The sequence below is a fragment of the Oceanobacillus sp. MO10714A genome (assembly GCF_037072045.1).
Lineage (GTDB): Bacteria > Bacillota > Bacilli > Bacillales > Amphibacillaceae > Oceanobacillus > Oceanobacillus indicireducens.
The window spans coordinates 66,122-92,007 of the sequence record NZ_JAXHDC010000004.1; the positions used below are offsets into that span (position 1 = coordinate 66,122).

General features: G+C 38.7%; 21 protein-coding genes, 1 tRNA gene, 1 pseudogene and 3 riboswitches. Of the genes and pseudogenes, 4 read left to right on the plus strand and 19 right to left on the minus strand.

All coding sequences use genetic code 11. The annotated features are described in order from the left end of the window. Positions 1–124 precede the first annotated feature (124 nt). Entirely contained in the window at positions 125–1,669 is a 1,545-nt protein-coding gene (locus SPD53_RS05090) for a multicopper oxidase family protein (RefSeq protein WP_188858663.1), read from the plus strand. A gap of 169 nt (positions 1,670–1,838) precedes the next feature. On the opposite strand, the gene SPD53_RS05095 is transcribed toward SPD53_RS05090, so the two are convergent. Next, entirely contained in the window at positions 1,839–3,038 is a 1,200-nt protein-coding gene (locus SPD53_RS05095; protein WP_188858662.1) for a phosphoglycerate dehydrogenase, read from the minus strand. A 127-nt stretch (positions 3,039–3,165) separates the two neighbouring features. Beyond that, positions 3,166–3,241, minus strand: a riboswitch (glycine riboswitch). A gap of 96 nt (positions 3,242–3,337) precedes the next feature. Then, positions 3,338–3,420: riboswitch (ZMP/ZTP riboswitch) on the minus strand. A 331-nt stretch (positions 3,421–3,751) separates the two neighbouring features. Continuing rightward, positions 3,752–5,212, minus strand: coding sequence for a protein adenylyltransferase SelO (locus SPD53_RS05100; RefSeq protein WP_336251820.1), 1,461 nt, complete (start codon positions 5,210–5,212; stop codon positions 3,752–3,754). Positions 5,213–5,359: 147 nt separating this feature from the next. Next, a riboswitch (guanidine-I (ykkC/yxkD leader) is annotated at positions 5,360–5,455 on the plus strand. A gap of 70 nt (positions 5,456–5,525) precedes the next feature. On the opposite strand from SPD53_RS05100, the gene SPD53_RS05105 reads away from it, so the two are divergent. Together SPD53_RS05105 and SPD53_RS05110 are read left to right on the plus strand one after the other, a co-directional pair. Beyond that, entirely contained in the window at positions 5,526–5,867 is a 342-nt protein-coding gene (locus SPD53_RS05105) for a DMT family transporter (protein WP_156855699.1), read from the plus strand. Continuing rightward, positions 5,867–6,181, plus strand: coding sequence for a DMT family transporter (locus SPD53_RS05110; protein WP_336251821.1), 315 nt, complete (start codon positions 5,867–5,869; stop codon positions 6,179–6,181). The genes SPD53_RS05105 and SPD53_RS05110 overlap by 1 nt, the downstream gene beginning before the upstream one ends. 1,043 nt (positions 6,182–7,224) lie before the next feature. Here the strand turns inward: SPD53_RS05110 and SPD53_RS05115 are convergent. The 4 genes from SPD53_RS05115 to SPD53_RS05130 form a co-directional block, all read right to left on the minus strand. Continuing rightward, positions 7,225–7,695, minus strand: a complete 471-nt coding sequence (locus tag SPD53_RS05115) for a hypothetical protein (protein ID WP_156855697.1) — start codon at positions 7,693–7,695, stop codon at positions 7,225–7,227. Positions 7,696–7,732: 37 nt separating this feature from the next. Then, the gene (locus SPD53_RS05120; RefSeq protein WP_156855696.1) at positions 7,733–8,755 is read right to left on the minus strand and encodes a DUF3231 family protein; all 1,023 of its coding nucleotides are present in this window, start codon (positions 8,753–8,755) and stop codon (positions 7,733–7,735) included. A 118-nt stretch (positions 8,756–8,873) separates the two neighbouring features. Continuing rightward, on the minus strand, positions 8,874–9,143 hold the full coding sequence (locus SPD53_RS05125) for a holin (RefSeq protein ID WP_156855695.1): 270 nt from the start codon (positions 9,141–9,143) through the stop codon (positions 8,874–8,876). A gap of 447 nt (positions 9,144–9,590) precedes the next feature. Beyond that, on the minus strand, positions 9,591–11,057 hold the full coding sequence (locus tag SPD53_RS05130; protein ID WP_336251822.1) for a sodium:solute symporter family protein: 1,467 nt from the start codon (positions 11,055–11,057) through the stop codon (positions 9,591–9,593). A 123-nt stretch (positions 11,058–11,180) separates the two neighbouring features. On the opposite strand from SPD53_RS05130, the gene SPD53_RS05135 reads away from it, so the two are divergent. Further along, positions 11,181–12,608: an amidase gene (locus SPD53_RS05135; RefSeq protein WP_336251823.1), complete on the plus strand. Its 1,428-nt coding sequence runs from the start codon at positions 11,181–11,183 to the stop codon at positions 12,606–12,608. A gap of 219 nt (positions 12,609–12,827) precedes the next feature. Here the strand turns inward: SPD53_RS05135 and SPD53_RS05140 are convergent, their stop codons facing one another. The 13 genes and pseudogenes from SPD53_RS05140 to SPD53_RS05200 all read right to left on the minus strand — a co-directional run bounded on the left by SPD53_RS05140 (position 12,828) and on the right by SPD53_RS05200 (position 25,811). After that, positions 12,828–13,424 carry a DUF421 domain-containing protein gene (locus SPD53_RS05140; RefSeq protein WP_336251824.1) on the minus strand — a complete coding sequence of 199 codons (597 nt, stop codon included), beginning with the start codon at positions 13,422–13,424 and terminating at the stop codon, positions 12,828–12,830. 322 nt (positions 13,425–13,746) lie between these two features. Continuing rightward, positions 13,747–15,162 (minus strand): hypothetical protein, encoded by a 1,416-nt coding sequence (locus SPD53_RS05145; RefSeq protein WP_188858653.1) that lies wholly within the window; start codon positions 15,160–15,162, stop codon positions 13,747–13,749. A 133-nt stretch (positions 15,163–15,295) separates the two neighbouring features. Then, complete coding sequence (locus tag SPD53_RS05150; protein ID WP_188858651.1) at positions 15,296–15,967, minus strand: YczE/YyaS/YitT family protein; 672 nt, start codon at positions 15,965–15,967, stop codon at positions 15,296–15,298. A 544-nt stretch (positions 15,968–16,511) separates the two neighbouring features. Next, complete coding sequence (locus tag SPD53_RS05155; protein WP_336251825.1) at positions 16,512–18,662, minus strand: tetratricopeptide repeat protein; 2,151 nt, start codon at positions 18,660–18,662, stop codon at positions 16,512–16,514. 739 nt (positions 18,663–19,401) lie between these two features. Further along, complete coding sequence (locus tag SPD53_RS05160) at positions 19,402–19,815, minus strand: GlcG/HbpS family heme-binding protein (RefSeq protein WP_156855688.1); 414 nt, start codon at positions 19,813–19,815, stop codon at positions 19,402–19,404. Between the two features lie 236 nt (positions 19,816–20,051). After that, positions 20,052–20,917, minus strand: a pseudogene (locus tag SPD53_RS05165) (LysR substrate-binding domain-containing protein). Between the two features lie 271 nt (positions 20,918–21,188). Then, positions 21,189–22,043 (minus strand): 3D domain-containing protein, encoded by an 855-nt coding sequence (locus tag SPD53_RS05170; protein WP_336251826.1) that lies wholly within the window; start codon positions 22,041–22,043, stop codon positions 21,189–21,191. 478 nt (positions 22,044–22,521) lie between these two features. After that, positions 22,522–22,956 (minus strand): PH domain-containing protein, encoded by a 435-nt coding sequence (locus SPD53_RS05175; protein ID WP_336251827.1) that lies wholly within the window; start codon positions 22,954–22,956, stop codon positions 22,522–22,524. A gap of 84 nt (positions 22,957–23,040) precedes the next feature. Continuing rightward, positions 23,041–23,439, minus strand: a complete 399-nt coding sequence (locus SPD53_RS05180) for a thiol-disulfide oxidoreductase DCC family protein (RefSeq protein ID WP_336251877.1) — start codon at positions 23,437–23,439, stop codon at positions 23,041–23,043. A gap of 341 nt (positions 23,440–23,780) precedes the next feature. After that, positions 23,781–24,677 (minus strand): GNAT family N-acetyltransferase, encoded by an 897-nt coding sequence (locus SPD53_RS05185; protein WP_336251828.1) that lies wholly within the window; start codon positions 24,675–24,677, stop codon positions 23,781–23,783. Between the two features lie 316 nt (positions 24,678–24,993). Then, a tRNA-Val gene (locus SPD53_RS05190) sits at positions 24,994–25,066 on the minus strand. A 76-nt stretch (positions 25,067–25,142) separates the two neighbouring features. Next, the gene (locus tag SPD53_RS05195; protein ID WP_336251829.1) at positions 25,143–25,337 is read right to left on the minus strand and encodes a YjfB family protein; all 195 of its coding nucleotides are present in this window, start codon (positions 25,335–25,337) and stop codon (positions 25,143–25,145) included. A 222-nt stretch (positions 25,338–25,559) separates the two neighbouring features. Beyond that, on the minus strand, positions 25,560–25,811 hold the full coding sequence (locus SPD53_RS05200; RefSeq protein WP_336251830.1) for a hypothetical protein: 252 nt from the start codon (positions 25,809–25,811) through the stop codon (positions 25,560–25,562). Between the last annotated feature and the right edge of the window lie 75 nt (positions 25,812–25,886).

Below are 25,886 nucleotides of genomic sequence, written 5' to 3' on the forward strand. Positions count from 1 at the left end.
TAAGGAGAATGCCTTTTGTTGCAATACCATGCCTAACTATACACATCATCGACTATAAATCCCTGGTAAGATTGATTTTTTCAGGAGCGAGAGTTTAGTTATAAGGAAGATTTGAGGTGAAAGAATGCAACGACTGGAAAAATTTGTGGATCCTCTACCGCTTTTAAACACACTTCAACCAAGTAAAAAAACAAGGAATGGTGCACATTACGATATAACGATGGAAGAATTCCGGGCCAAATTACACCGTGACTTGCCGCGAACCACATTATGGGGATATAATAGGCAATTTCCTGGACCGCTGATTGAAGCATTCCGTGATGAACCGGTATCTGTAACATGGCATAATGAGCTGCCGAACAGACATATCCTGCCCGTTGATACTTCCATCCATGATTTGGATAAACTCCCTACCGTCCGTACAGTTGTCCATTTACACGGGATGGAAACAAAGCCAGAAAGCGATGGGCATCCTGATGCTTGGTATACAAGAAATTTCCAAGTTACAGGGCCAACATTTACACAACGGACGTTTCATTATCCAAACCATCAGCGCAGCAGCTTACTTTGGTATCACGATCATGCAATGGGACTGACAAGGCTCAATGTATATGCCGGGCTTGCCGGAATGTACATTTTACGGGATAAACATGAAGCATCCCTAAACCTCCCAAGTGGTGACTACGAAATTCCATTAATGATTGTCGATCGGAGCTTCCATCCAGACGGCTCCTTATCCTACCCAGCGCAACCAAATGACGCTGATCCCAATTTACCGAACCCTTCCATTGTGCCAGCATTTTTAGGAGATACAATTGTTGTAAACGGAAAAATTTGGCCATATTTGGAAGTAGAACCTCGGAAATACCGTTTCCGTATTTTAAATGGCTCCAACACGAGAGGTTACCGGCTGTCGCTTGATAATGGAGAGGTTTTACATCAAATCGGCTCAGATGGCGGGCTGCTTAGAAAACGCGTCGAAATGGAAGAAATCGGGCTGCAGCCTGCCGAGCGTATCGATGTCATCATCGATTTTTCGGAATTAGAAGGCCAAACGATTATACTAAAAAATAATCTTGGACCAGGTGCTGATCCAGCTGACGGAATGGGAGAAATTATGCAATTCCGGGTTACAGAAAAGCTAAAAAGTAAAGATACGAGTAATTTACCTGTTAACCTTTCCTATGTCCCTTCCTTAAAACAAGATGAAATTAAGACGGTCCGTTATTTAAAACTAGTTGGTTCCACTGATGAATATGATCGTCCTTTACTGCTTTTAAATAATCTGAAATGGCATGATCCAGTTACGGAAAATCCACAGTTAGATTCGACAGAGATTTGGGCATTCATAAACACAACCAACTTCTCCCATCCAATCCATATTCATCTTATTCAATTTCAAGTGCTGGATCATCAGACCTTTGATCTTGAACGATTCAATGAAGATGGGACCCTTTTGTTTACAGGAGCACCACAAGCTCCTCTTGCGAATAATCGCAGTTGGAAAGATACAATTGAAGTACCCGCTGGAACGATGACCCGCGTGATTGCAAATTTCGGTCCCTATACCGGTGAATACGTCTGGCATTGCCACATCCTCGAACATGAAGATTATGACATGATGCGCCCGTATCGCGTAATTACAGATGAAAGAAAGGACAAAAAATAATGAAACCGGCTGGAAAAACTAACACATTCCAGCTGGTTTTCATGCTTTCCATATTGATTTTGATTGATAAGAGTCAGAACGGACATAAGCGCTAGAATCTCTCACAACATCTTGTTTAAAATTTTCCTTTACAACGAAAAAATGGGACAGAGCCTCTGTCCCATTTGGATTAGATTGTGCGAATTCGGATTACATCCTCGATTGTATTAATTTCGGCTTCCATTCCTGGAATGACGTCCCCGTTCACTTTCTCGTCAATATCAATCATCGTATATGCCAAGTCACCACGGCTTTTGTTAATCATTGCCGCAATATTTAGACCCCTTTTAGAAATAATCGCACTAATTTGGCCGAGCATATTCGGTACATTATGATGGAAAACCGTAACCCGGCGCTTTCCTGTATAAGGAAGAAACGCATTCGGGAAGTTCACCGCGTTTTTAATATTACCTGTCTCTAGGAAATCTCTCACCTGGCGAGTTGCCATTCGTGCACAATTTTCCTCTGATTCAATCGTTGACGCACCAAGATGGGGTAATGTTATCGCATTTTCCATATGAAGTAAGCGATCATTAGGGAAATCAGTAATGTATTTACCGACACGGCCCTTCTCCAGAGCCACTTCAAGCGCATCTTCATCGACAAGCCCGCCACGCGAGAAGTTCAGAATATGGACGCCTGGCTTCATCTGTTCAAAAGCTTCCCTATTTAGCATACCTGCTGTCTCATTTGTAAGGGGAACATGAATTGTGATAAAATCCGCCTGTTCAAATACATCTCCAAGAGACATCGCACGCTTAATATTCCGGGATAGTTCCCAAGCCGTATCAACAGAAATATACGGGTCAAACCCAATAACATCCATATCAAGATTCAGTGCATCATTAGCAACCATCGCTCCAATTGCACCAAGTCCAATGACGCCTAGCTTCTTCCCTTTCGCCTCACGTCCGACAAATTGCTTTTTCCCTTGTTCAACGAGCTGCGGTACTTCTTCCCCTTTGCCTTTTAAATCTTTCACCCAATCGACTCCGTTAAACAGGTTACGAGAGGATGCCATAATAGAAGTAAGCACGAGTTCTTTTACGGCATTCGCATTTGCCCCAGGAGTATTGAATACAACAATACCTTGATTGGAACAAGTATCAACGGGAATATTATTCACACCCGCGCCAGCACGTGCGATAGCTTTTAAATTTCCACCGAATGCCATGTTGTGCATCGGATAACTCCGGACAACAATTGCATCCGGATCATTTGCTTCATTATCAATCGTGTAATCTTCTTCATTAAATATTGCGAGGCCTACCTCAGCAATATGATTCAACGTTTTAATTCTTTTTGTTTTGTCTAAAGTTATTGTTGTCATCTCTCTACTCTTTCTCCTTTTTACTCTTACTTTTCTTTCTAATCTCCACAACGCAGCCTAGAAACATAAAAAGAGACTGGAAAAAACCCCAATCTCAGAAAGATCTAGAAAACAACAAATAAACCTTTGTTGTTCTTCTGTCCTTTTGCCTGAGATTTTGAACCCTTCGGCGATGCATATGCATTCTCTCCAGAAGCCGCTCCCGTTATAGTGTCACCCATAACATTCGTCGCTTTTGAATATTCTATTCATTCAAGTCGCCTCCTTAAACATAAAAAGGCAAGGAGTTAAAAATCCCTTACCTCTGCCCAGGCGATCGACATGATTTCATTATGTGCTCCCCCGCGGTGGTCTCCGCGTTTCGCCAGTTACACATAACGTTTCAATTGTTGATGTTATCTTATCAGAATTAAATTATTTTTTCAATGGATAAACAGGGATTTTTTAAAGTTTTTCAATAATGGTCTTTCCCATTATAGACCGTCTCTTATATAATGTATTCACATTATTGTAGTTGTTTCGAAAGGGTGGACTTTTTGAATATTATTATCGAACCAGATTCGTTTAAAGGAAGCTTATCAGCAATGGAAGCAGCTAAAGCGATAGTCTAATGGGACTCCTTTTATGGATGGAAGAAGAAATTATGCGTTGTAAGGAGAATGTGATAAAAAAGAGAAAGAAACGCGCTTCATTATTACGTTTCTTTCTCTTTTTTACGTCCCGCAAAATGTTTGATAAGAAGTTCCGGTGTCATAATTTCTTTTCGCAAATTCCTTCTGTTCATCTGTATGGGCAAAGGGATTTTTCAAGAGATGAATTAATTCTTCTGCTGGCGTATAATCTTCCTTTTGAACAGCCGCTTCGATGGCGTCCTCTACCCACTTATTTCTCGGAATCAATGCTGGATTATGCTCATACATAAGCTTGTTGCTTGCTTCCTGCGTCTCGCTTTGTATTTTGATCCTTTCCTGCCATTTGATTTTCCACTTTTTAAATTCATCCATACGTCCAAGCGGAAAATCTTCTTCTTTGCCATAAGTTAACGCTAAGAACGTATTCGTATAATCGGCATGATAATGTTGCATCAACGTGAGCAATTCTTCAATGAGGGCTTCATCCCCTTCTCTTTCACCAAATATCCCGAGTTTCTGTCGCATCCCTTCCAGCCAATATTTCTTATATAAAGGACCAAATTCTGAAATAGCTTCTTGCGCATATTTCAAGGGTTCTTCCTTGCTCCTTCCGAGTAAAGGAAGCAGTGTCTCTGCAAAGCGCGCCAGATTCCATGCGGCAATGCTCGGCTGATTCCGGTAGGCATAACGCCCATTCACATCAATCGAACTGAATACAATATCCTGATGATACGCATCCATGAAAGCACATGGACCATAATCAATTGTTTCACCGCTGATCGTCATATTATCGGTATTCATCACGCCATGAATAAACCCGACGAGCTGCCATTTCGCGACTAATTGCGCCTGCCGATCCAACACGTTTCTCAAAAAAGCGAGGTACGGATTTTCCGCATGTTTTACTTCTGGATCATGCCGCTCAATTGTATAATCAGTAAGTTGCACAAGTTCATCTATTTCACAGAAGTGGGCTGCAAATTGAAATGTACCTACCCGAATATGACTGGAAGCCACCCTCGTCAAAATCGCACCCGGGAGTATCGTCTCCCGGCGAATCCCTTCCCCTGTCGTCACTACAGCAAGGCCCCTTGTAGTAGGGATATTTAAGCCATGCATCGCTTCACTAACCATGTACTCCCTAATCATTGGCCCAAGTGCAGCCCGGCCATCACCACCACGGGAATAGGCTGTCCTCCCTGCACCCTTCAGCTGGATATCGAAGCGTTTGGAGTCAGGTGTCACTTGTTCCCCAAGCAGTACCGCACGTCCATCACCGAGCATCGTGAAATGACCGAATTGGTGACCGGCATAACTTTGAGCTAGCGGTATCGCATTTGGCGGGAGAGCATTTCCCCCATAAATAGCGATTGCTTCATCACTTTGCATTTCTTCATTATTGAGACCAAGTGCTTTTCCAAGTTCCTCATTATAAAAAACAAGTTGAGGATTCGCCACCGGGTTCGGCCTCAATTTTTGATAAAAAGTTTCAGGGAGTTCCGCGTACGTGTTCTCCAAGTTGAAATTAAATAAATTCGTCATAAGCTCTCCTTTTATAGCTTGTCATTACCCTTTAGTATACTTGGTAAGGACTAGATTATTCCAATGTGAAAACTTGACTCAATAATTAAATCCCCTTCTCTTGAAAAATCGCTCCTACTCCTGTATAGTAAAAAGTAATTGCATAAGTTGAATGTTTTCTAGGGTTCCGCAACTTTGTTGGTCTGAGACCGAGAGAAAACTCGCAGCTTTGCTGTGCCACGGAAGGATAAAAGCCTGGGAGATACTGTATTTTCACAGTTTCTCCCAGGCTTTTTTGTTTTTCGGAAATTCTTATTTTGGAGGTGCAATACAATTGAATAAAGAATGGATGAAAGTGATTATTGCTGCTTTCTTTGAAGTTTTTTGGGTGATTGGTTTAAAACACGCACAAGATTTTTGGACTTGGGCTGGAACGGTTGTCGCCATCTATATCAGCTTCTATTTAATGATTATGGCTGGAAGGAAACTCCCGGTTGGTACGGTCTATGCGGTTTTTGTCGGTTTAGGAACAGCGGGAACCGTTTTTTCTGAGATAGTATTCTTTGGAGAACCATTCGGGTTAGAGAAAGTAATATTAATTCTTATTTTATTAGCAGGTGTCGTTGGTTTGAAATTAGTGACACCGGATAACGTTAGGGAAGGCGGTGAATCCTAATGGCATGGACTTCGTTAATTTTGGCAGGTATATTTGAAATGTTCGGTGTTGCTATGATCAATAAATTGCATATCGACCGAAACTTTAAAGCATTAGCTTTGTTGATTCTTGGATTTGGGGCTAGTTTTATTTTTCTTGCATATGCCATGGAGACGCTTCCGATGAGTACAGCTTATGCAGTTTGGACAGGGATCGGCGCTTCCGGCGGAGCAATTTTAGGTATGTTAATATACGGAGAATCCAAGGACTGGAGAAGGATTGTTTTTATTAGTATGGTACTAGGTGCTGCAGTTGGTTTGAAGCTGATTTCATAAAACTTCATAAATCATAACTCAACATTTGCCGTCTGAAACAGTTATGTATTCCTTGGCTATCTAAAGGTCCGCAGTCCCGACACCTCTCACTTTCCGTTAAGTGGCTGTGAGCCTCGACGCATAGAATGTGCTCATGCAGACGTTGCCACATACAAGAGCGTTCTTAGACCGCCTCGGGCTAAGCGCTAAGGGGGCTCACCTTACTCTAATGGGAAAACTACTGGGGGTTATTTTCCCATTCGCATGCTCACCTTACTTTAATGGGAAAACTACTGGGGGTTATTTTCCCATTCGCATGTTCAGCTTACTTTAATGGGAAAACAACCTGGGGTTATTCTCCCATCAGCATATTCAGCTTACTTTAACGGGAAAACTACTGGGGGTTATTTTCCCATTCGCATGCTCAGCTTACTCTAATGGGAAAACTACTGGGGGTTATTCTCCCATCAGCATGTTCAGCTTACTTTAATGGGAAAACTACTGGGGGTTATTTTCCCATTCGCATGCTCAGCTTACTCTAATGGGAAAACTACTGGGGGTTATTTTCCCATTCGCATGCTCAGCTTACTCTAATGGGCAAACAACTGGGTTTTATTTTCCCATCAGCATATTCAGCTTACTTAAATGGGAAAACTACTGGGGGTTATTTTCCCATTCGCATGCTCAGCTTACTCTAATGGGAAAACAATAGGGAACTATTTTCCTATTAGGACGCTTACCTCGCTCTAATAAGAAAACAAACGATCCCTATTTTCCCATATGCATCATTAGCTTACTTAACTGGGAAAGTATCCGTCCACCGGGCAACTGAACGGTAATCAGGACACCAAAATAATGACAGCAAGATACTTACGTTGAATGAAAGCATTCATTCATTTTGAGAAGACTTTTTTAATTAATAACGGTTAGGGGCGCTTAATTAGGATGATTTGCTTTAATATTTTCAGGGTGCAAAAGTTGAGTCATAAAAAAAGCTGAAATGGCTAGGACATAACTATTCTAAAATGAGTTAAATCCACACAAAGGCGCAAGCGCCCGTGTTGTTATGTCCCAGCCACTTTCCTCATCTGCTTGATGATCGATACAATAGCAAGTCCAACAAAGGTTCCGATACATAAGAATATAATCGGCAAGAAAACAGGACCAATTAACGCACCGAATATTCTCAAGGTGGAGGAGTAGATTAATCCAATTGTTCCGAAGTATGCGCTGAAAACAAATGGGAGAAAAGAGTAAGGAGACCTCGCTCCTCCTGCATCCCGATAAGCATCCCAAATGGCAAACATATATACACATGGATAGAACATAAGCCAAAGATAATTCGTCTCCGCAATGGCCGTTTGCATCTCTCCTCGGAAACTATAAATGATCACCTGATTCAAATTTGATTTCACATTAATCATGAATTCAGCTGTAATGAAGATAAGACCTTTCACGATTTTCCCATTCAACAATTGTCCAAAACCCGGCAGAGCAATACTCCAAAATATTTTTTCAAGCGGTGATTGCTTCATCCTTTCACATCCTACAGATTAAACGTTTGATAGCATATTAATTATGTTTGTTTTTGCTTTTCGCAAGCTTCTCTTTATCCACTGTACCTGGAGGTTGCTCCAACCATCCGTTTTCAATCATAATCTCTGCTCCATCTTTCGCATATTGTGCTACTTCAAGGGATAAACGTTCATAATTCACGATAAGATCATGCCGCTGACTTGCTCCAGCAGCCGTTGCATAATTTCCAATTCCTAACGCACACAACTCTGCGAACAAGAACATCCCTAACTTTTCCGAGAAAGGGGGAATCGTTGAATCCGTTATGGAAACATCTGATGAAAGAGGTGCTAGCAAATCATTGTCGGAAAGTATCTTAGCAAAGATTCCAATATGTTTTTTCGTAATATCTCTCCCTCTTAGCATCCAGTTCTGCACCTTCTCAACGGCAGAGACTTGCGCAAAGCTTATTGCAAGCTTCCCTCCAATCATATTCGTCCGTACGTTCATATGAAGATAAGATATTTCCACTGCATTTAGTGGTCGCTTATTACTGAATGGATTCATTCCACTAAAATATTTCTTGCTGTCAATCATGTCTGCTTTTGTTGGATAAGGAATATATGGAGGCCGCACAAATAAACCTTTATCTACGGAAATATCCGTTGCCCTATCATACAACTCCAATACTCCCGTGATTCCTTCCTTAAAAATAGTTTTAATATCTTTCCTGGCACTCGTGGTGATAAAACCACTGTACGCAACTAATCCAACCCTAGTCAAATGCCCAATATATTCAAGCATAAGCCCGTCGGTATATAAGCGCGGTGCATTCAGATTGACATCTTCCTTACCAAAGCCAGCTGGCAGCGGGAGCTTCTCCATAATAAAAAGTTGGTCTAATTTATTCACATGTGTACTTATAAAATCATAAGTTTGTTGGACAAGTGATCGGATTTCCGAATCCTCAACGTCTTTTAAAAAATATTCTAATATACATTGATTCATACTGTCATTCATGTAGGATGTCCAAATTGCTGCGATTTCAGATGATGTTAGTTGTGTATTAGAGTTAGTCATAACATTACCTCCAGCGAATAATTACAAGCACCTTTATTCTTCACATATAATGTAAAATGATACATAAAAGAGCGCGCATTTTAATTAGCGCGCTCTTTAGCAAAGTAAGTATGACCGTTTACTCCTCTTCCTCTGGATCGTTTATATCTCTTCCATTCTTACTCAATTCAAACAATCCTGTGGCGGCAAGTCCACTAATTCCTCCAGCCCAGCTGCGGACAAGAAGGTCTGCTCCAAGAAATGTTGCAGACGCTCCAAGCGCAACACCAATAAAAATGGATGCTAAAGGTAAATACCGCTTAGGCACTATTTTGGAAACTTTTAATGCCTGAACAATGCCTGTTGTAACAGGAGCGATTATTGTCCCCATCATAAGAATCTCTACCATGGCTAACCACCTCACCATCATTATATGAAAAGCAAAATAAAGATGTCTCTGCATTTGACATAGATGATAGTTAATTGCTCGCTGATATACTAAAAAGGTGTGTCTCCTAATCATAAGAGAATACACCTTTTATTAAACTTCTGTCATTCCTATCTTCCTAATCTTCCGGTCCATAAAACTTCCATAAAATAATCCCTTGTACAATCAAGCCACCTATAGCCATATACAACCAAATCGATAACATTGGGTTAGTCCACATTGATTATTATTCTCCCTTCCGAATCAGTATCCTACGATTAAATAAAGTGAAACTTCATTCAGTGAGGGTCTCCACTGAATGTTAGTCGAACAGGATCGGGATTTACGGACTGTATATCTCCTCCACTTTCACATGTTGGGCTTCCTTCATGTTTAGAGGTGGGGGTATTACAGACCGTCAATGCGTGATTACGCAGTCTGATCATCTGGGCGCTTTAATACATTAGCCAAAATGCTCATTACAGCAATCCCCACACAAGTTGCCCACCCTCCAGCTGCGAGTGGACTGGATTCAATTCCTGTGAATACGATCATTAAATAAGATACAAGCCCAATAACCATAGACGCTTCCGCTGCACGTGGAGAGGCTTTTTTCCGGCTGAAAACAGCGTACATAATAGGACCAAGCGTGCCCGCAGAAACTCCGGAAATCCCAATCCACATCAAGTCGCCAAGAAATGGAGGCGGACTTAATACGAGAAAGCAGGCAAGTATTCCAATAACAATAACAGCCCAGCGACTAATACTCATAGCCGTCTTTTGCATCTGTTCATCGGTTACTTTAACAATTCCTCGTTTAACTAAAAATTTTCTATAAATGTCATTCGCAAATACAGTAGACATGACGACGAATAATCCGTCTGTCGTTGATAGGGCAGCAGCCAAAATCGTAACTACAACTAATGCTCCTAAAAACGCCGGCATGCTCCACTCTACATAAGCAAGTAAACCTAGGTCAGCATTTTGCAACTCTGGTACAGCAACACGACTATAGAAACCACCGAATAAAACAAGTAAGCAAAGCACCGTAGTAATAATATAAACAATAAACATTTTTCGTAAATCACTAGGTTTTTTAAGTGATAAGACTTTGTTGAATAGTTGTGGCTGAGATGCAAAAGCAAATTGAATGATAAATAAACCTAGCACTGCTGAAAAGGCATAGTAATTCGATTCTGGATTGAAAACCTTTAATAAATTCCCGTCTTGTTCTTTGAAGTTCTCGGTAATGTTAGAAAAAGCCGCATTAATATTTCCGTCACCGAATATAACAATAGCGGAAATAAATACAATTACAGCAACTATAATCATTAACATCGCTTGGATGGCGTCCGTATAAACGTCAGCATAGGAACCCCCTACGAACACATACGCTATAACAATAACAGCAATAATAACTAGTCCGATGCCATAACTAGTCCCCACAATTTTCTCGAAAATTTGTGCACCTGCGGAGAATTGAGCAGCGATATAAAATAGATTAAATAACATGATAAGTCCGGAGCCAACTCTTAGAAAGTCACTGTTATAATAGTCTCCAAGCCAGTCGGGAAGGGATAAGGAACGTTGCTTTGTATTAACTTTTCTGACCATTTTTCCAACTGTAAGAAAGCCGATGGGAGTTGCTACACATAACGATAAATAAAGCCATAAATTACTGAATCCCCAGGCATGCGAATATCCTGGATACCCCATAAATGTCGCAGCACTCATTACCGTTGCAGCGAAGGATAAGCCTAAGACAACAGGCCCTAAATTTGCTCCACTTATGGCAAAGTCATCAATTGTTTTCGTCCTTTTCGTCGCAACGACGATAACTATAGCCATAACTAAAATAAAAATAATCAATTGAATCCAGAACCATGTTGATAACATCGTTTCACTCCTACTGACCATAATATTTCCGAAATAATTTTTAATTGACTTTAATAGGCAATAATACAATTCCTGGAGCATAAAGTGTTTGTACTATCAACATATCAAAAGGGGGAAGGTTTTATGAATGATTTTTTATCTAAGGAAATCCACAGTCTGGCAAAACAAATAAAGAAGGGTGAAATCTCTCCAGTACAACTCGTTAAAAGCACAATTGACCGAATTAAAAAAACAGACCCCACATTAAATGCTTATATTACAGTGAATGAGGACAAGGCTCTTAAAGATGCAAATGAGATGGAAAAAGAAATCAAGCAAGGCAACTATAAAGGACCTCTGCATGGCATACCTATTGGGATTAAAGATAATATCTTTACAAAAGGGATTAAAACAACGATGGGTTCCGAAATATATAGGAATTTCTCACCAAAAGAAAATGCTTTCGTAATTAATAGATTAATCAAAGCAGGTGCCATTATAATCGGTAAAAATAATACACATCAATTTGCCTTTGGTCCGACTGGAGACCGTTCTCATGTTGGACCGGCACACAATCCTTATAATATAAAGAAAATGACAGGCGGATCCAGTGGGGGATCAGCTGCTGCCGTGTCAGCATATCTATGTTTCGGCGCCTTAGGAACCGATACAGGTGGTTCCGTCCGGGTTCCAGCATCTTTTTGCGGAATTGTAGGCATGAAACCGACATTTGGAAGTATTAGTAATCGGGGTGTCTATCCCCTTTCTTGGTCACTTGATCATGTTGGACCACTGACAAGATCTGTAATTGATAATGCTTTGCTATTAAATGAGATGGTTGCGTACGACCGAGAGGATCCCAAGTCTATTCGACGGAAAAAAGAAGATTACACTCGCCTATTAGGGAAAGATATGAAAGGAAAAATAATCGGTATCCCCACAGCTTATTATTACGAAGATATTGATGAAGAAATTCAATTTGCCATTAAAAATGTGATTCAAACATTTGAAATGCTTGGAGCAGAAATAAGGCAAATTAAACTCTCCATTAGTGAGAGAAGTTTAGAGGCACAACGGATAATTCTGCGAACGGAAGCCTACGCTGTTCATGAGAATAACCTTAAGGAATACCCGGACCTCTGGGATGAGGAAGTCAAAGAAAGATTACAAACAGGTCTTCTAGCAAAAGGCTTTGAATTCGCCCGTGCACTCCAAAATAGAGAATTAGCGAAAAAGGAATTCAACGAGGCATTAGACGATTGTGATATTTTACTCACGCCTACCATGTCTATTTTGCCACCCGATATTGGAAGTCGGGATGCAACAATTACGAATGGGTATGGGAATCATATCCGCTCAACTATTACGAAACTCACGTCCCCGACTAATTTGAATGGGTTCCCTAGCTTAACTGTTCCATGCGGCTTTTCAAAAGACAGCCTACCTATCGGAGTACAGCTTATAGGAAAAGAATTTGACGAAGCTACTTTGTATCAATTCGGCTTTGCGTTGGAGCAGGAAATCTCCCAAGAAATCAATAAAAAACGTCATTCTATTATGTTGTCTTTATAAACAGTCGTCCCCATTCCTGATCCAATTTTTAAGCCCTGAAGATACAAAAGCATGGATCCGATAAACTACTAACCGCCGTATTTTCCACACGTAATGTGTCATCTTTTCCATTCATGAAATTTAAAAACACAAAAAGCAGTGAGTATATCGCTTTGCTCACTGCTTTCATAATTACTTTTAACAAATAGATTCTTTTTTATGTTAATACATTAGTTTATTTTATTCTCGACGATCCAGGCTTAAGTCTTTTTGATTTTTATTTTCCTGTTGAATCACTTCATTGAAAAGATTATCATTTGGATTGTTCGGGCGATGAAGAAGTGGCGGCAATTGTTGTTGCGCTGCTAAGGATTGCAGGTCCCTAAATGTAACAGGCTTTGCTTCATCCACTAATTCATAGCCTAATTGACCACTAATTTCTATTGTACAAGTTTTCACATCGGTTATGGAAGATATCCCCTGTTCTCTTAATTTAGATTCTAATTGGTCAACGGACATACGCAGCTTTTTTAAATTCCTACTTAAAACTTGTCCGTTTTGGATAACTAGTATTGCTTTACCCATTATCCACTTTTCTGCAAAATCAAATTTTACCGAAAGAAATTGGACAGTGATCAATAGAGCAATGAATAAACATAAAACCAAAATTGTTTTCCATAATCCATCCTCCCCCACCCCATGTCCAATCATAGAAGCCATTGCCAAAAGCGTAATAATTTCAATACCAGTCATTTCACTTGCCGTCTTCTTACCAACGAATCTCATTAAAAAGTATCCAACAACCAAAATGATAAAAGCTCTTAACAAAAAACTCATATCACAGGGTGACCTCCTTTACGAATTTCCAAGGATAAAATGGCTGTTTATTCTTGCGTCAGTAGACATTCCGAAACGCAACTATATTTATAAAAGTTTCGTCACTCTCTCTCAATCATTTTGCCCGAACATGAGCAAATCATCCGTTTAAATTATAATAGTTGTCCTTTTTGTTCAGGGTCTCACAAGACCGTTGAATATTTAAAATAATGCTACCCTCGTATTTTATACTTTCCTATATCATAAGAAAAAGCACCCATCCCTTGATAATCAAAAGATTGGCGCTTTCTTAAATTCGTTATTCCGATTGGTTAATAAGCAATTATAGAAAAAATACCGCAATAAAAGTCATCACAATTAAACCAATAATAACAGGGAAAAAGTTTTTACGAACGAGGTCCATGACAGAAACTCCACAGAAGCCAGCAATTGCAATCAATGACGACCATGCGATAATCGTTCCTCCACCAGTCCATATTGCCCCCATTTGTCCAATTGCCGCTAATGTTGACACGTCAATCGAACTTGTTTCCAGTGAAGCTGCAAGAGCTCCTGTAAGTGGCAAGCCAGAGAAACCTGAGCCATCGAGTCCTGTGATGATCCCAATAATCAACATACTTAATCCTGCGAGCAGTGCACTCTGCGGTAAGTATTCCTGTGTAGAAGTAACAAGGTCAAACAATAATGCAGGCCCTTCTTCTACGCCTAAAATATTACCAGAAAAGTCAGGGCTGCCTAAAAAGAAAAAGCCTGCAATTGGAATAACCGGGCCCATTGCTTTAAAAGCAAATACAAAGCCTTCCGTAATATGATTACTAATATAGTCCAGGGCATGATGCTTTCCAAAAGCAACGGTCGATAACAATAAAAGTATTACCGCAACGCCACCAATAAAAGCAGCGCCATCTCCCCCGACCAATTCACTGCTTCTTGAAAAAAGCTTATTGTACATCATATATATAACAACAATAAGAAGGGATAAAGGGACTAAAATTGCAAAAATCTTGCTCCAAGTAGTTAAATGAGTTGTTCTTACTTTATTTGTAGAGGTTTCGGAGGTTTGTAATGTTTGTAAGTCCACTTCGTTTAGCGGATCATCTTTGGAACGGATGGATTTCCGGTAAAATAGATAGGCTAAAAGAATTGCTACACCACCAGCAATCAATGACATGACAAGCGCTTTATCGGCTACAGACTCAGCATCGATGCCAGCAGATGCTGCCGATAGACCCGGCGCCACTTGCACAACATAATCTGATGATAATGCCATTCCCTGCCCAGCAAGCGCAATCGCAACTGCAGCTATCATAGCTGGTAATCCCGCCCGCACAGCAGCTGGTACAAGTAACGCACATATTAATGGTACAGCAGGTGTCGGCCAAAAGAACAAGGATATAATATACGTAACTCCTACCAATACGAAAAAAGAAATATGTCCGTTCACCATAAATCTCTGGATGGGCTGGATCATTCGCTTATCCGCACCTAAATCACGTAAAGAATGAAGGAGCGCCAACATAAACGTAATAATTAAAAATATACTAAATAACTCCTGTGCAGCAACTAAATTCGCATTGAAAATGGAAGTAAATCCGCTGATAATATCCCCTTTATACACCCATGCAATGACAAATGTTCCGAGTAAGGTTAGTAATACAACACCTTTACGGAAAATCATCGTCATAATAATCAAAAGCGTAAACAAGCCGTATAATAAATGAGAAATGGTCAGTTCCAAATGCACACATCCTCTCATATAACATGCAATAGCCTATGCAAGAATATGAGGAAATGCTCCTGGAAACTTCCTTGTATTCATCACGTTCAATATGTGTATAGAATTGACATGTCTTCTAGGGAGAGACGATGATTTAAACAGCATTATCGTTAGATGTTAAGCCATCTCTGCTTCTTGAATAATTAGAAACCTGCTTCTCCGCAATCAAATTGTCTAATATTTTTTTACTATTTCCTAATGCCACCTGCATCACCGGGCCAAGTGCAAAGACCATAACTACAGTACCGACACCAATCGGTCCGCCTAATAAAAATCCAGCGACCGCAACACTAACTTCCATCATCGTACGTGCAACTCGTATACTTAATTTAAACTTTTTAACAATGAGCAGCATCAGACTATCTCGCGGACCTGCTCCTAAATTTGCTGAAATATAAATACCCGAACCACTACCTAATAATAAAATGCCGAGAATAAAACTGACCAGTTGCAGCGTAAATGTATGTGGATCGGGAATCAGCCAATTAAAAAAATCGATAAATAAACCGACCGAAACCATATTTAAAAAGGTACCTAGTTTTGGAAATTCACGTAAACCAATAGAAGCAATCGTAATTACGATAATCCCTGCGATAATGGACCACATGCCAATCGATAACCCGAGATTTTGAAATAGACCAATATGCAACACATCCCAAGAGCCCACACCAAACCGCTGACCTTTGATGGTTAACGATACTCCGAGACCTAGCAGCATAATTCCGATAAAAAAGAAAACCCAGCGGTAAACAAAAGCTTTTTTCATCTACATCCTTCTTTCTATTTAGATACGGCAAAAATCTGCATTAATATTTATTCAACTAATCTATTATAGCTAATAAAGCTTTTTACGAGAAATTAGTTGCTTGGTAAGTGGTTAATTGAACCGTAAACATCCAGCTTTCCTATTTTGGGAAAATTACAATTTTATTTGTTTTTCTTAAATTATTAAGCTACAATCTTATTGAACTATGTGTAGTTATCAATTAAAGTGGTTAAAAAAGTTCCTTCCTAAAAATAAGTTACTTTACGAGGGGGAGTAAATTGAAAATAGCAAAAGTGTTAATTATACTTATAAAACATTTGATTTGATGATTATTGCAGTGAAGAAAGATGAAATAAACAGATATGATGGTACGGTTTGCAAATACTGAGCCTGCAAGTGCATCATTTAAAACCACTGGCAGTGAAAAGTAAATAGCTATTGGAAGTTAGCTTCCAATAGCTATTATTTGTTCTAGTTTAACGCTTTTTCCACACATCTTCTTTGTCTTACTACGGAGGGAAACTCAAACCCGCTTAAAGCCCCCCTAATACCTCCCAATATAGCTCATCGTATCTATCCCATTCATTAAATCATAATGCCGCAGTTTTAACTCGAACAAGAAAAGAGGATCTTGATAGATTTCAGGTTGTTCACGCATCTCATTTAAAGAACCGTTCTTTTCTTCAATAGCTGCTTGTACTTCCTCTATTATACGATGGAGCTTTTCCTGTGGATTGAAGAAAAACTTGTTTACATCCCATCCGATGGATTCCTCAAAAAACTGTAATTGCTGGGTAAATGTTTTTGTCATTTCCTCCGCGACTTCACTGTAATCAGCATTCTCGATATAGTCCCTATACCTCCCGAGGAGCATCTCTTTATTTTTTGACAGGGGAGCTAACAGTTTTCCAGCTCCTTTTAATAACAACTGGGAAGGATTATTCCGCAACAAAATATTTACTTCTTCAAAGCGTAATAATCCCCTTGATATCCGCTCGATATCCCGCTTCCAGTCATCCAATATTTTAAAGTCACCTGACAATACAACTTTCTCTTGTTTAAATTGCTGGTTTATATTTTCACTCACTTCATCAAATAGCATCTGGCTTTCTTGAAACTCTCTTTCGCAAGTATCTAACCATTCCTCTGTCACAGATTTAAATTCGGCTAAGACTTCCTTTTCCATGTACTGTGCCATCCGGTTATTCATTTCTTCATTCAATACAAGATGAAGTTTGGAAAAGTCGCTGTCCTCTTTCACTAAATCGGAACAGTTCTTGAGTAACTCAGGTAGTTTAACTTGCGCTTTCTCCATTAATTTATTCTTTAAATCACGGAACGAACTTATCATGATGTTGGCCTTATCTTTCTCCACATCAAGTATCTCTTGATGGAAATCATGCAGTTCTGTTAAGACCTCCTCACTCCAATCAATTTCCCGCAAAATAACATTCTCGAGCTCTGCCTGCTGGTCTGAAATGTATGCTAATGCATCTTTAATAACTTCTCGAATCCTTGTTGGGCCTACCTCTTCTATTTTATATTCATCTAGCCTAGATCCCATAAATTCTGTTAACCCTTCTAGTAAACCTTCTTTCTCCGCCCACACTTTAATAGAATCCAAAAGCTTTATTCCTTCTTCTTTGCCACTTTGATCCGGACTTGCATTTTTAAACGCTTGTTCTGCTTCCTGAATCAATGATGTATCCATCGCTGAAGGGAAAAGCTCATTCCAGGCTAGTATTGCGGCCGAAGAGATGAGACGATCGGAAGTCGAAGATACCGCTAACCAATTCGTTAAATGATCTTGCACTAAATTTGAAACATCATTTATTAAAAATCTACCACTAATTAAATAATAGTACCCTTCTTTAAATAGACTTGGTAGTTTCCTCCAGTTGTAAGAGGCTTCCATGTTTTGGTACAAGAGAAGCTGGTTCACCTCTTCTAGCCAACGAAAATAATACTCGCTTTGCTTAAAGCTCCTCCATAATCCATCCGTCAAACGTTCAAAATGATATTTATCAATAGAGTATAATGTAACTAACACGTTATTGAAATAAGCAGGATCATGGTTAGATGTGACGCCAAGGTTGGCATACCCTTCTAATACCTCAAACCAGGACAGAGATTCCGTCCGGATTGCTTCATTAACTGCAAGTTCGATTGCACTATCCCAATCTTTGATACTCTCAAAATAACGCTTTGCTATTTCTGTTACATCAGCATAATCTGGATTCAATTGAACCGCTTTTTTAATGATATCAACGGACTTTTCCATTTGGTCTTGTTGGATATACAGCGAGAAAAGTTGCAGCATGACTTCTGTTTTTAATGTAACGGAATCCGTCTCCACTTCCTTATAAAACTTCTCTGCGTACTCCAATAACCCCATTTCCATGTGCGCATCTGCTATATTTTTCTGTCCCCATGGTATTAAGGATTTGTCTAAAGGGTGCTGCCACTTATAAATCGCAGCTTCATAATCTTGATTCAAGAAATAAACTTCTCCTTGAGCAAAACGGATTGCAGACAGTTCAGGCTGTTCCTTCTTCATTTCTTCCATATACATCTCACCCAGTATCTTGATTGGGTGCTCTTTTTCTTTTTCATTTTCATCTATAATCGTTTGATAATAGGATTTCATAATTAATTTATTCTCCATCGTTACGATCATTCCTTTCTTCGGATACATAACTTATACTATTCATCCATTCACGTATCAATCACCAAAGTTTACTATAGGATGATAAAGGGCACAAATCTTATCCTCATTAAAGAATAATTACCCCCATCTGGTCCGCTTCTAACAGCGCAAAAATTATGACTAGAGCGCCATTCCTATCGCTCTAGAAATAGCGCTCCATAATTACGATAAAATAAAACCTCATTCAGTGGGAGTTTTTGCTCTTTTCCCACGGAGTGTTAATTGAATAAATTAGGTTGTTAGCGCTCCTTATCTACCCCCCTAAATTGTTTTAATTTATCTACCCATTTTCAGCATAAAAAAGAATAGCCAACGGTAAATATATGCCTTGGTCATCTATATCATTCTTTTAATATACAGCAGAAAAAACTTATCCTTCATCTTTAATATTTGTTCAATTAATTTATTATAGCAGATAAAGCTTTTTCAAGAAATTAGTTTCCTAGCGGTTTCTTTGGATTAGTGGAAACCCAGCCACCAACAGCACGCTTCTTAGGGTCACCTTAATAACTTACGGCTTGAGGTTCCATACCTGCACTGTTACGCTATTCCCGGAAAAACGTATCGTTCGGTGTTATTTTGACTGCTCTGCATTAAGGTTGAAACTTCGGTTTGAACAATAAAAAAGGATCAGTCCCCTCCCATGCTAACACTTTAGCACAGCAAGGAACTAATCCCATAACTTCAAAGCCTCGCTTGGATAAGACAAGTGCTCTGACCGCTCATCTTACTTCAAGTTTTCAAAAACATCAACTGCTGCTTGTGCAACTTGGATATCATGCTCAACAGCACTTCCACTTGCACCAACAGCCCCAATCACTTTATCATTTTCAACTAAGGGGATGCCTCCGCCAAAGAGAACTAACCGCCCATTATTTGTCGTGTTTAATCCATAGAGTTCAGCGTGCGGAACAGTCGCTTCAGCTAAATTGGATGTTGGCATTTTTAAAGCAACAGAAGTCCACGCTTTATTTTGTGCGATGTCAACGCTAGCCAACCAGGCATCATCCATACGATGTACTGCGATAAGATTTCCACCCTCATCCACAACAGAGATAACCATTTGTATTCCAAGTTCTGCTGCTTTTTTCTCGGCACCTTCGATAAGTTGCTTTGCTAACTCAAGATTCATTTTCGTCATGTACTACACTCCTCCCGCCCCTTATTGTAGGAATTTTATAAAAACCATCTCTATCCTTAGTATAAAAGTTACTTTCCCTTCCGTAAAATAGCTAATACTGATATTCCTCCATCTGTAAAACTGATATCATTCTTTTAAATTAGAAATAGGACTGTAAAAAGTTATAAAAAAATCAGTGGGTAAGAAAACACCCACTGATGTATGTTTTTTATATGATAAAAAGAACAAAGTTGCCTTCAAACGGAATATTCTTTAATTGCCGAGATATCTACATTTGGATTAACGAACGGACGGGGAATTTCATTTTCTAATATATGAATGGTATCAATAAACTTTTGCAGCGTTTTTGTTAAATACGTATCTGCCTGTCTAATGAAGACAGTTGATATCTCACTATATTTTTTAGGTACTGGGTAACACCGAACATCCCCAGCTACTTTAAATAACGAACAGTGGATTTGGGTACAAGACTGATCCCAAGCCCAGCTATCACACTTTCCAGAATCGTTTCCAATGTTCCAAATTCCATTACTTTAGCATTCACAATTCCGCTATCATGTAACCAATTCTCCAGCCGCGCTCGATAACTGCATCCCTTACTAAAAACAAGCATTGGCCTATTTTTCAAACTGCTATAACTAACTTCTTTGTTATCTGCTATTAAAACGAGTTCTTCCTTAAAAACTTCAATCTGCTCAATATCGGGGTGCCTCCCAAATCCTGTAACAAAGGCACCGTCTAATTTGCGATTCAAAATATCATTTATTAAATCATTGTTAACACCCGTTTTTAGTGTTAACTCCACATTGGGATAATTTTTATGAAAGTTGGATAAAATCATCGGTAGCTTCGTGACGGTCTCAACAGTCCCAATCTCGAGAGTACCTGAGGGATTGCTACATTCTTGAAATTCTTTCTTCATCTCTTCTATCATGTGTAAAATCTTCTCTGAATGGACTAAAAGCCTCTTTCCTTCCGAATTTAATGTCGTTCCTTTACTATGACGATCAAATAGTCGTGTTTTCAAACTTAATTCTAATGACTTAATTCGAGAAGTGATATGAGATTGTACATAATTAAGTTCATCTGCAGCTTTACTAATACTTCCATTACGAGCAACACTTTAAAAAATTAGCAAGTCTTTAATTTCCATTCTTTCCCTCCTTGTCTACTCTACCGCTCAGTATTTGTGATGGCATCTGTCATTATAAATCGTTATACATGATTTACTTCCATTTTATAGCACTTCTTAGTTTTAGACAAATTACAATTATCAGACATAGGAGACAAGAAAGAATGAAGAACCTGAGACAAGGAACTTATAAACTATATAATAAAGACAGATTAAGTTCTTATAAAAATAAGCTTCCTTATCACTCTATAAGCGTGATGTTTACTGTTTTTCTTCCCCAGTTGTATGCTTCTTCTTTTGTTGGGAGATGTACATCTATTTTATTTCCTTTGATAGCTCCACCTGTATCACCTGCCACAGCATATCCATAGCCTTCTACATAGACTTGTGTACCTAGCGGAATAACATTAGGATCTACAGCAATAACTTTTGCGTAAGGGTCGTTATTCAGATTAATTCCAGTTGCAGTAATACCAGAACAGCCGGAACAGCCTGCAGTATAGGCGGTTGCTTCAACAGCAAATGTTTCTCCTCTAACTTCCCCGGTTGTTGTTTCCTCAACCTTGTTGGCCGATTCAACTTGCTCTTCTACTGTCTCTTGACTCTCTTCCGCTGAATCCTGACTCGCTTCCACTGCCTCTTGATTCTCTTCATTTGCGTCAGTACCTGTCTCAACTTCCGGTTCATCTGCTGTTTGCTCCGACTCTTCACTTACTGTTGGTTCAACTCCCACACCATTCACATTTAAACGCTGTCCCGTTATAATTAGGTCGGAGGGTAGATTATTCCATTCCCTCAGTTTATCGACCGTTACATCATCACTATAGGAATTACTAATATGTGTCAGAGTATCTCCCTCTTGCACAATATAAAACTCTGCCTCCGTCTCTACTCCGAGTTTCAATACTTGTTTCGGATGAATTAATGACGATTTGAGTCCATTTATTTCCATCAATATTTCAACAGTTGTATTATTTTCATTCGCTATTTTCCAAAGACTGTCTCCCTTTTGTACCTCATAATCAGCTGCTGACACTGAAGTCGCAGCAATCCCTATAATAACCAGCCCTATCAATACGGATACTAACTTTTTCATTAGTAGTCCCCCTTTTGTTATTGATTAAGTCTAATCCTAGCACAGGGGGACACGTCTGTGGTTACAGCTCGTTTAAGAGGTTATTACAAATAATCGCAATATATTAAAAATTGGATAAATATTTATCAATTAGTTCTATTTTCTTTTTTTAAACATATAAGAACCATCTCTATCCTTCACTCTTAGGATATGTCACACATTTAATCGTAGTTTACCACTAACGGCGAACTATGGGTATATCAAAATGCATATCTATGGGGAGGAAACTCAGTTTCTTCACAGCTTGAGAGAGAGGCATACATTATCGAAATTACGGAATCGTTGAATTAAACAGACAAGTACTATTTCTAGCCGACCTTACCAAAAAAGATTAAGCCGCATGAAATAATTGCGGCTTAACCTTTTCATAGTGTTCCTTCACCGTGGAATCATCTATTCGGAAATACAGGTTTAATCACTGGAAATGAATGTACACATTCTATTTCAGAAACTCTACCGGTTCGTCCTTTCGTTCATTGATCACTTGTATAAACTGGTCCATATTTTCTGGAGCGATGATTGTAAAATCACTGGAACCATAGTATACGTAATAACGTTCTTTGGAAAGAGCAGCTGAGGCTAATTGAGTATTAGTTTTTTCGATTTTTTTAATGGTTTCGAGCTCAATTCGGCGTTTAAATGGGCCAATATGAATAATTAAATAATCATTTGTTACAAAGTAAAATGTTCGGTACCAAAACCATAAAATGACAATAGCGAAAATCCCAAATATCAAAGAAAAGATTAAACTTGCGGCGAGTCCTGCTTTATGGTAAATCGGTATGAATAGTCCAAGTGATAGTCCTAAGAATAACAGTGCCGATCCCCCAATTATTATTCGATAAGCTAAGTCTTTGTTTGCATTGAACTTCAAAAGTTATACCCTCCGATCTAATTTTAATTAGTGAAACAGCTTAGTCTTGAGATAACATTCTCAATCAAAACAAAATAAAAAAGCTCAATCTAAAAAACGGCTACGGATTTCTCGAGAAGGTATAGCGCAACTATCCCTTTTCCCCAAAAATTTGTACCTGTTTTTTGCGATGATTGAGTAAACTGCATTCCGAATCGGTTTAGGAATAATGAGTAGTATCGTCAGTAGTTTCCAAGGACATTTTAAATGTCTACATATCCGAAGAGTAGCATCCGACTTTAAAAACACTCGATCGTCTTTAATCAATACAAAACTATCAACATCCCAAGGTAACTGGTGTTTTTTCAGTAAGGTTTGACCAACTTCACCTTGCAATGAAGCAAATTTGAAGTAATCATACGACTCTCTTTTAATGATATACTGAATGCTTTTATTACAAAAATTACATACCCCATCGAATAGTATTATGGCTCCTAAGTTCAGCTCTCCTTCTTGTAGAAAACTTTATTTCCCGACACCATTTTATATTCTGAATTTTAATTATATTGTACCAAGAAAAGGTGCTAATGTCATTCAAAAAGCACCTAAATTTCGTACAAATAAATGTACCTTTATTCAGTTCCAGATGCCAATGTTGGCGTCCAACAAAACAAGGCGAATTAAAACAAGTTTTATATTGGTTATCGTAAGCATTCTACTGTATGCCAACACCATGTAACCGTCAAGTAAAAATGAACACTTTTCGCTAAATAATTTTGGACCTAAATTAACTTAAATTGTAATATTAAATAAGATTTACCTAACATAATAATAGAGACCAATATTCAGTTTACGCCTGATTTGTCTAGAGTTTTTTCGAAAAATGTAAGTTGATGCTCAATCTGAAACCCCAGTCTTTTATATAGACGAATCGCCTTCGAATTGTCAGATTGGACACATAGAGTAACTTCTTCTATGGATGGAAATGTAAAAAGCCATTCTAAACCTTTTACAAGAAGAGAAGTCCCCAAACCTTTGTTACGCACCAGCGGAGTTACACCAAAAAATTCAATACTTCCTTCTCCAAACTCTGGCTCTGCCTCAGTGTAAAGATATCCTAGTAAATTACCATGTTCGTTTACAGCACCAAAAACAGTCGATGTTTCACTCAATCCATCTACCATTTCAGTACCAGTTAGGTAAGAATTAGGAAAAATTTGGTTGTGTAACTTTATCAATGAACTATAATGTTCACTTATTATTAGCGGGATTACATTGTCATTATTTACTCTTCTAAAAGATTGTTTGGAACAAGTTAAAATGGTCTCTTTACTAACAGAATCAAAAGAATATCTATTAGCCAAATCAACTACCATTAAATTATGATTATCCGGAAATAAGGAGACAGTCTGTATGGTATTCGGAATTTCTTTAATAGTGGATTCCCATAACAAAATAGATACCTTTAATGCATCTGCGCGGTCTACGAATGGTCCCCATATTTCGGCTTTTCCCCTTTCGTTATCAGCATCAAACCCACAGACTCCAACAACCTTATCGCTTTCCGTTGCTATAAAAAATGATTCACGTGCAGGTATATCTCCAAAGTCTTCCTCCAATGTATTAAAAATTTCATCCATCTTTTTCCCACAATAACCAATATGGTGTTCTAAATTTGAATTTAATCTGGAAATAAAGGCTGCAACATCTGCTAGTTTCGGATGACGTTGAATCTTTATCATATGAAAACCTCCCAAACTTTATAAAATGTAAGTATTTGAATCAGTTATGTCGACTAACCTATGAAAATCAGACCTTAAACAAGCGCTATTTAAGGTTGTATAATTGGAGATAAAGCTTCTTATGCTCACATCATCCCAGACGAACCGGAATGAAGCCGAAGACATATTCGAAGATGTATTACAGTCGAGAAGAAAATGAGGTTGTTAGCAAGGTTTTAACAATTGGTAAAATTTAGGGGCATTCGGAATCTGTTACACTTAAAACAAAAGGTCTGTACCCCTTGATATATAAGGGATACAGACCTCTGTTCTATAGTGATTCCGATTGGGCTCGAACCAACGACCTCTACCCTGTCAAGGTAGCGCTCTCCCAGCTGAGCTACGGAATCATTATTTTCAACTGCAAGATTTAGTATACAATACATTTATATTTCCTGCAAGCGAAACTTAACATTTTGTACTATTTTATGCTTGAATATCAATTTTCCCACCTAAATTTGGGTGACTTGCATCTGGTGCACTTACACTTTCGTCCAACATTTCTAGCATATCACCAGCTTGAACTTTCCCTGTATCCATCATCATCCTCATAACCGATAAGCTTGCTTGCTGTTTTACTTGGGCTTGGCTTAATGCTGTAGAAAGTTTTGCAATATCCATTTTCCTACCCCTTTCTCTCTGAATCCTTTAACTCTATCTATCATACCATATCTATGAAAGTTTCCAAGTCTCTCTTTCTATCAATTTGACAGCTAGGAGTAAACGAGAAGCTCCAACTGTATCGAACCATCTACCCTGTTAAAATATCTCTCTTCCAACTGAGCTATGAACCATCATTCTAATCGTATAGTTTATGTACTGACGTGCATTTTTTGCATAGAATTAAGCATTCTGTTCCCCTTTATTGCCTATTGCTGAAAATGTTTTTACATACAAAGGAGATAAAATCATGAGCGTGAGCGTTACTAGTAATCCATCAGACATTAAATCTATAAAAGTCCCATTAATCACAATGATGGATAGTAAAATCAAAACAATCAGGAGATAAACATAATCATATCTCATTTGTTTAAAAATAGGAGGTTTCATGTAAATAATACAGAAAACACCCACCATTACTAGCATGAATGCCATTTTTTCACCACCTTTTTCTAGTGTCGGAATACTTGTATTGTAAACACATTATTTGACTCACAGTTTAACTTAAAA

Excerpts from the sequence above, each read along its gene's own strand:
- SPD53_RS05115 (WP_156855697.1), bottom strand. The coding sequence starts at position 7,695 with ATGAAGCAATCACCGCTTGAAAAAATATTTTGGAGTATTGCTCTGCCG.
- SPD53_RS05170 (WP_336251826.1), bottom strand. The coding sequence starts at position 22,043 with ATGAAAAAGTTAGTATCCGTATTGATAGGGCTGGTTATTATAGGGATT.
- SPD53_RS05130 (WP_336251822.1), bottom strand. The coding sequence starts at position 11,057 with ATGTTATCAACATGGTTCTGGATTCAATTGATTATTTTTATTTTAGTT.
- SPD53_RS05155 (WP_336251825.1), bottom strand. The coding sequence starts at position 18,662 with ATGTATCCGAAGAAAGGAATGATCGTAACGATGGAGAATAAATTAATT.
- SPD53_RS05135 (WP_336251823.1), top strand. The coding sequence starts at position 11,181 with ATGAATGATTTTTTATCTAAGGAAATCCACAGTCTGGCAAAACAAATA.
- SPD53_RS05160 (WP_156855688.1), bottom strand. The coding sequence starts at position 19,815 with ATGACGAAAATGAATCTTGAGTTAGCAAAGCAACTTATCGAAGGTGCC.
- SPD53_RS05120 (WP_156855696.1), bottom strand. The coding sequence starts at position 8,755 with ATGACTAACTCTAATACACAACTAACATCATCTGAAATCGCAGCAATT.
- SPD53_RS05140 (WP_336251824.1), bottom strand. The coding sequence starts at position 13,424 with ATGAGTTTTTTGTTAAGAGCTTTTATCATTTTGGTTGTTGGATACTTT.
- SPD53_RS05200 (WP_336251830.1), bottom strand. The coding sequence starts at position 25,811 with ATGGCATTCATGCTAGTAATGGTGGGTGTTTTCTGTATTATTTACATG.
- SPD53_RS05185 (WP_336251828.1), bottom strand. The coding sequence starts at position 24,677 with ATGATAAAGATTCAACGTCATCCGAAACTAGCAGATGTTGCAGCCTTT.
- SPD53_RS05095 (WP_188858662.1), bottom strand. The coding sequence starts at position 3,038 with ATGACAACAATAACTTTAGACAAAACAAAAAGAATTAAAACGTTGAAT.
- SPD53_RS05125 (WP_156855695.1), bottom strand. The coding sequence starts at position 9,143 with ATGGTAGAGATTCTTATGATGGGGACAATAATCGCTCCTGTTACAACA.
- SPD53_RS05110 (WP_336251821.1), top strand. The coding sequence starts at position 5,867 with ATGGCATGGACTTCGTTAATTTTGGCAGGTATATTTGAAATGTTCGGT.
- SPD53_RS05100 (WP_336251820.1), bottom strand. The coding sequence starts at position 5,212 with ATGACGAATTTATTTAATTTCAACTTGGAGAACACGTACGCGGAACTC.
- SPD53_RS05195 (WP_336251829.1), bottom strand. The coding sequence starts at position 25,337 with ATGGATATTGCAAAACTTTCTACAGCATTAAGCCAAGCCCAAGTAAAA.
- SPD53_RS05090 (WP_188858663.1), top strand. The coding sequence starts at position 125 with ATGCAACGACTGGAAAAATTTGTGGATCCTCTACCGCTTTTAAACACA.
- SPD53_RS05150 (WP_188858651.1), bottom strand. The coding sequence starts at position 15,967 with ATGAAAAAAGCTTTTGTTTACCGCTGGGTTTTCTTTTTTATCGGAATT.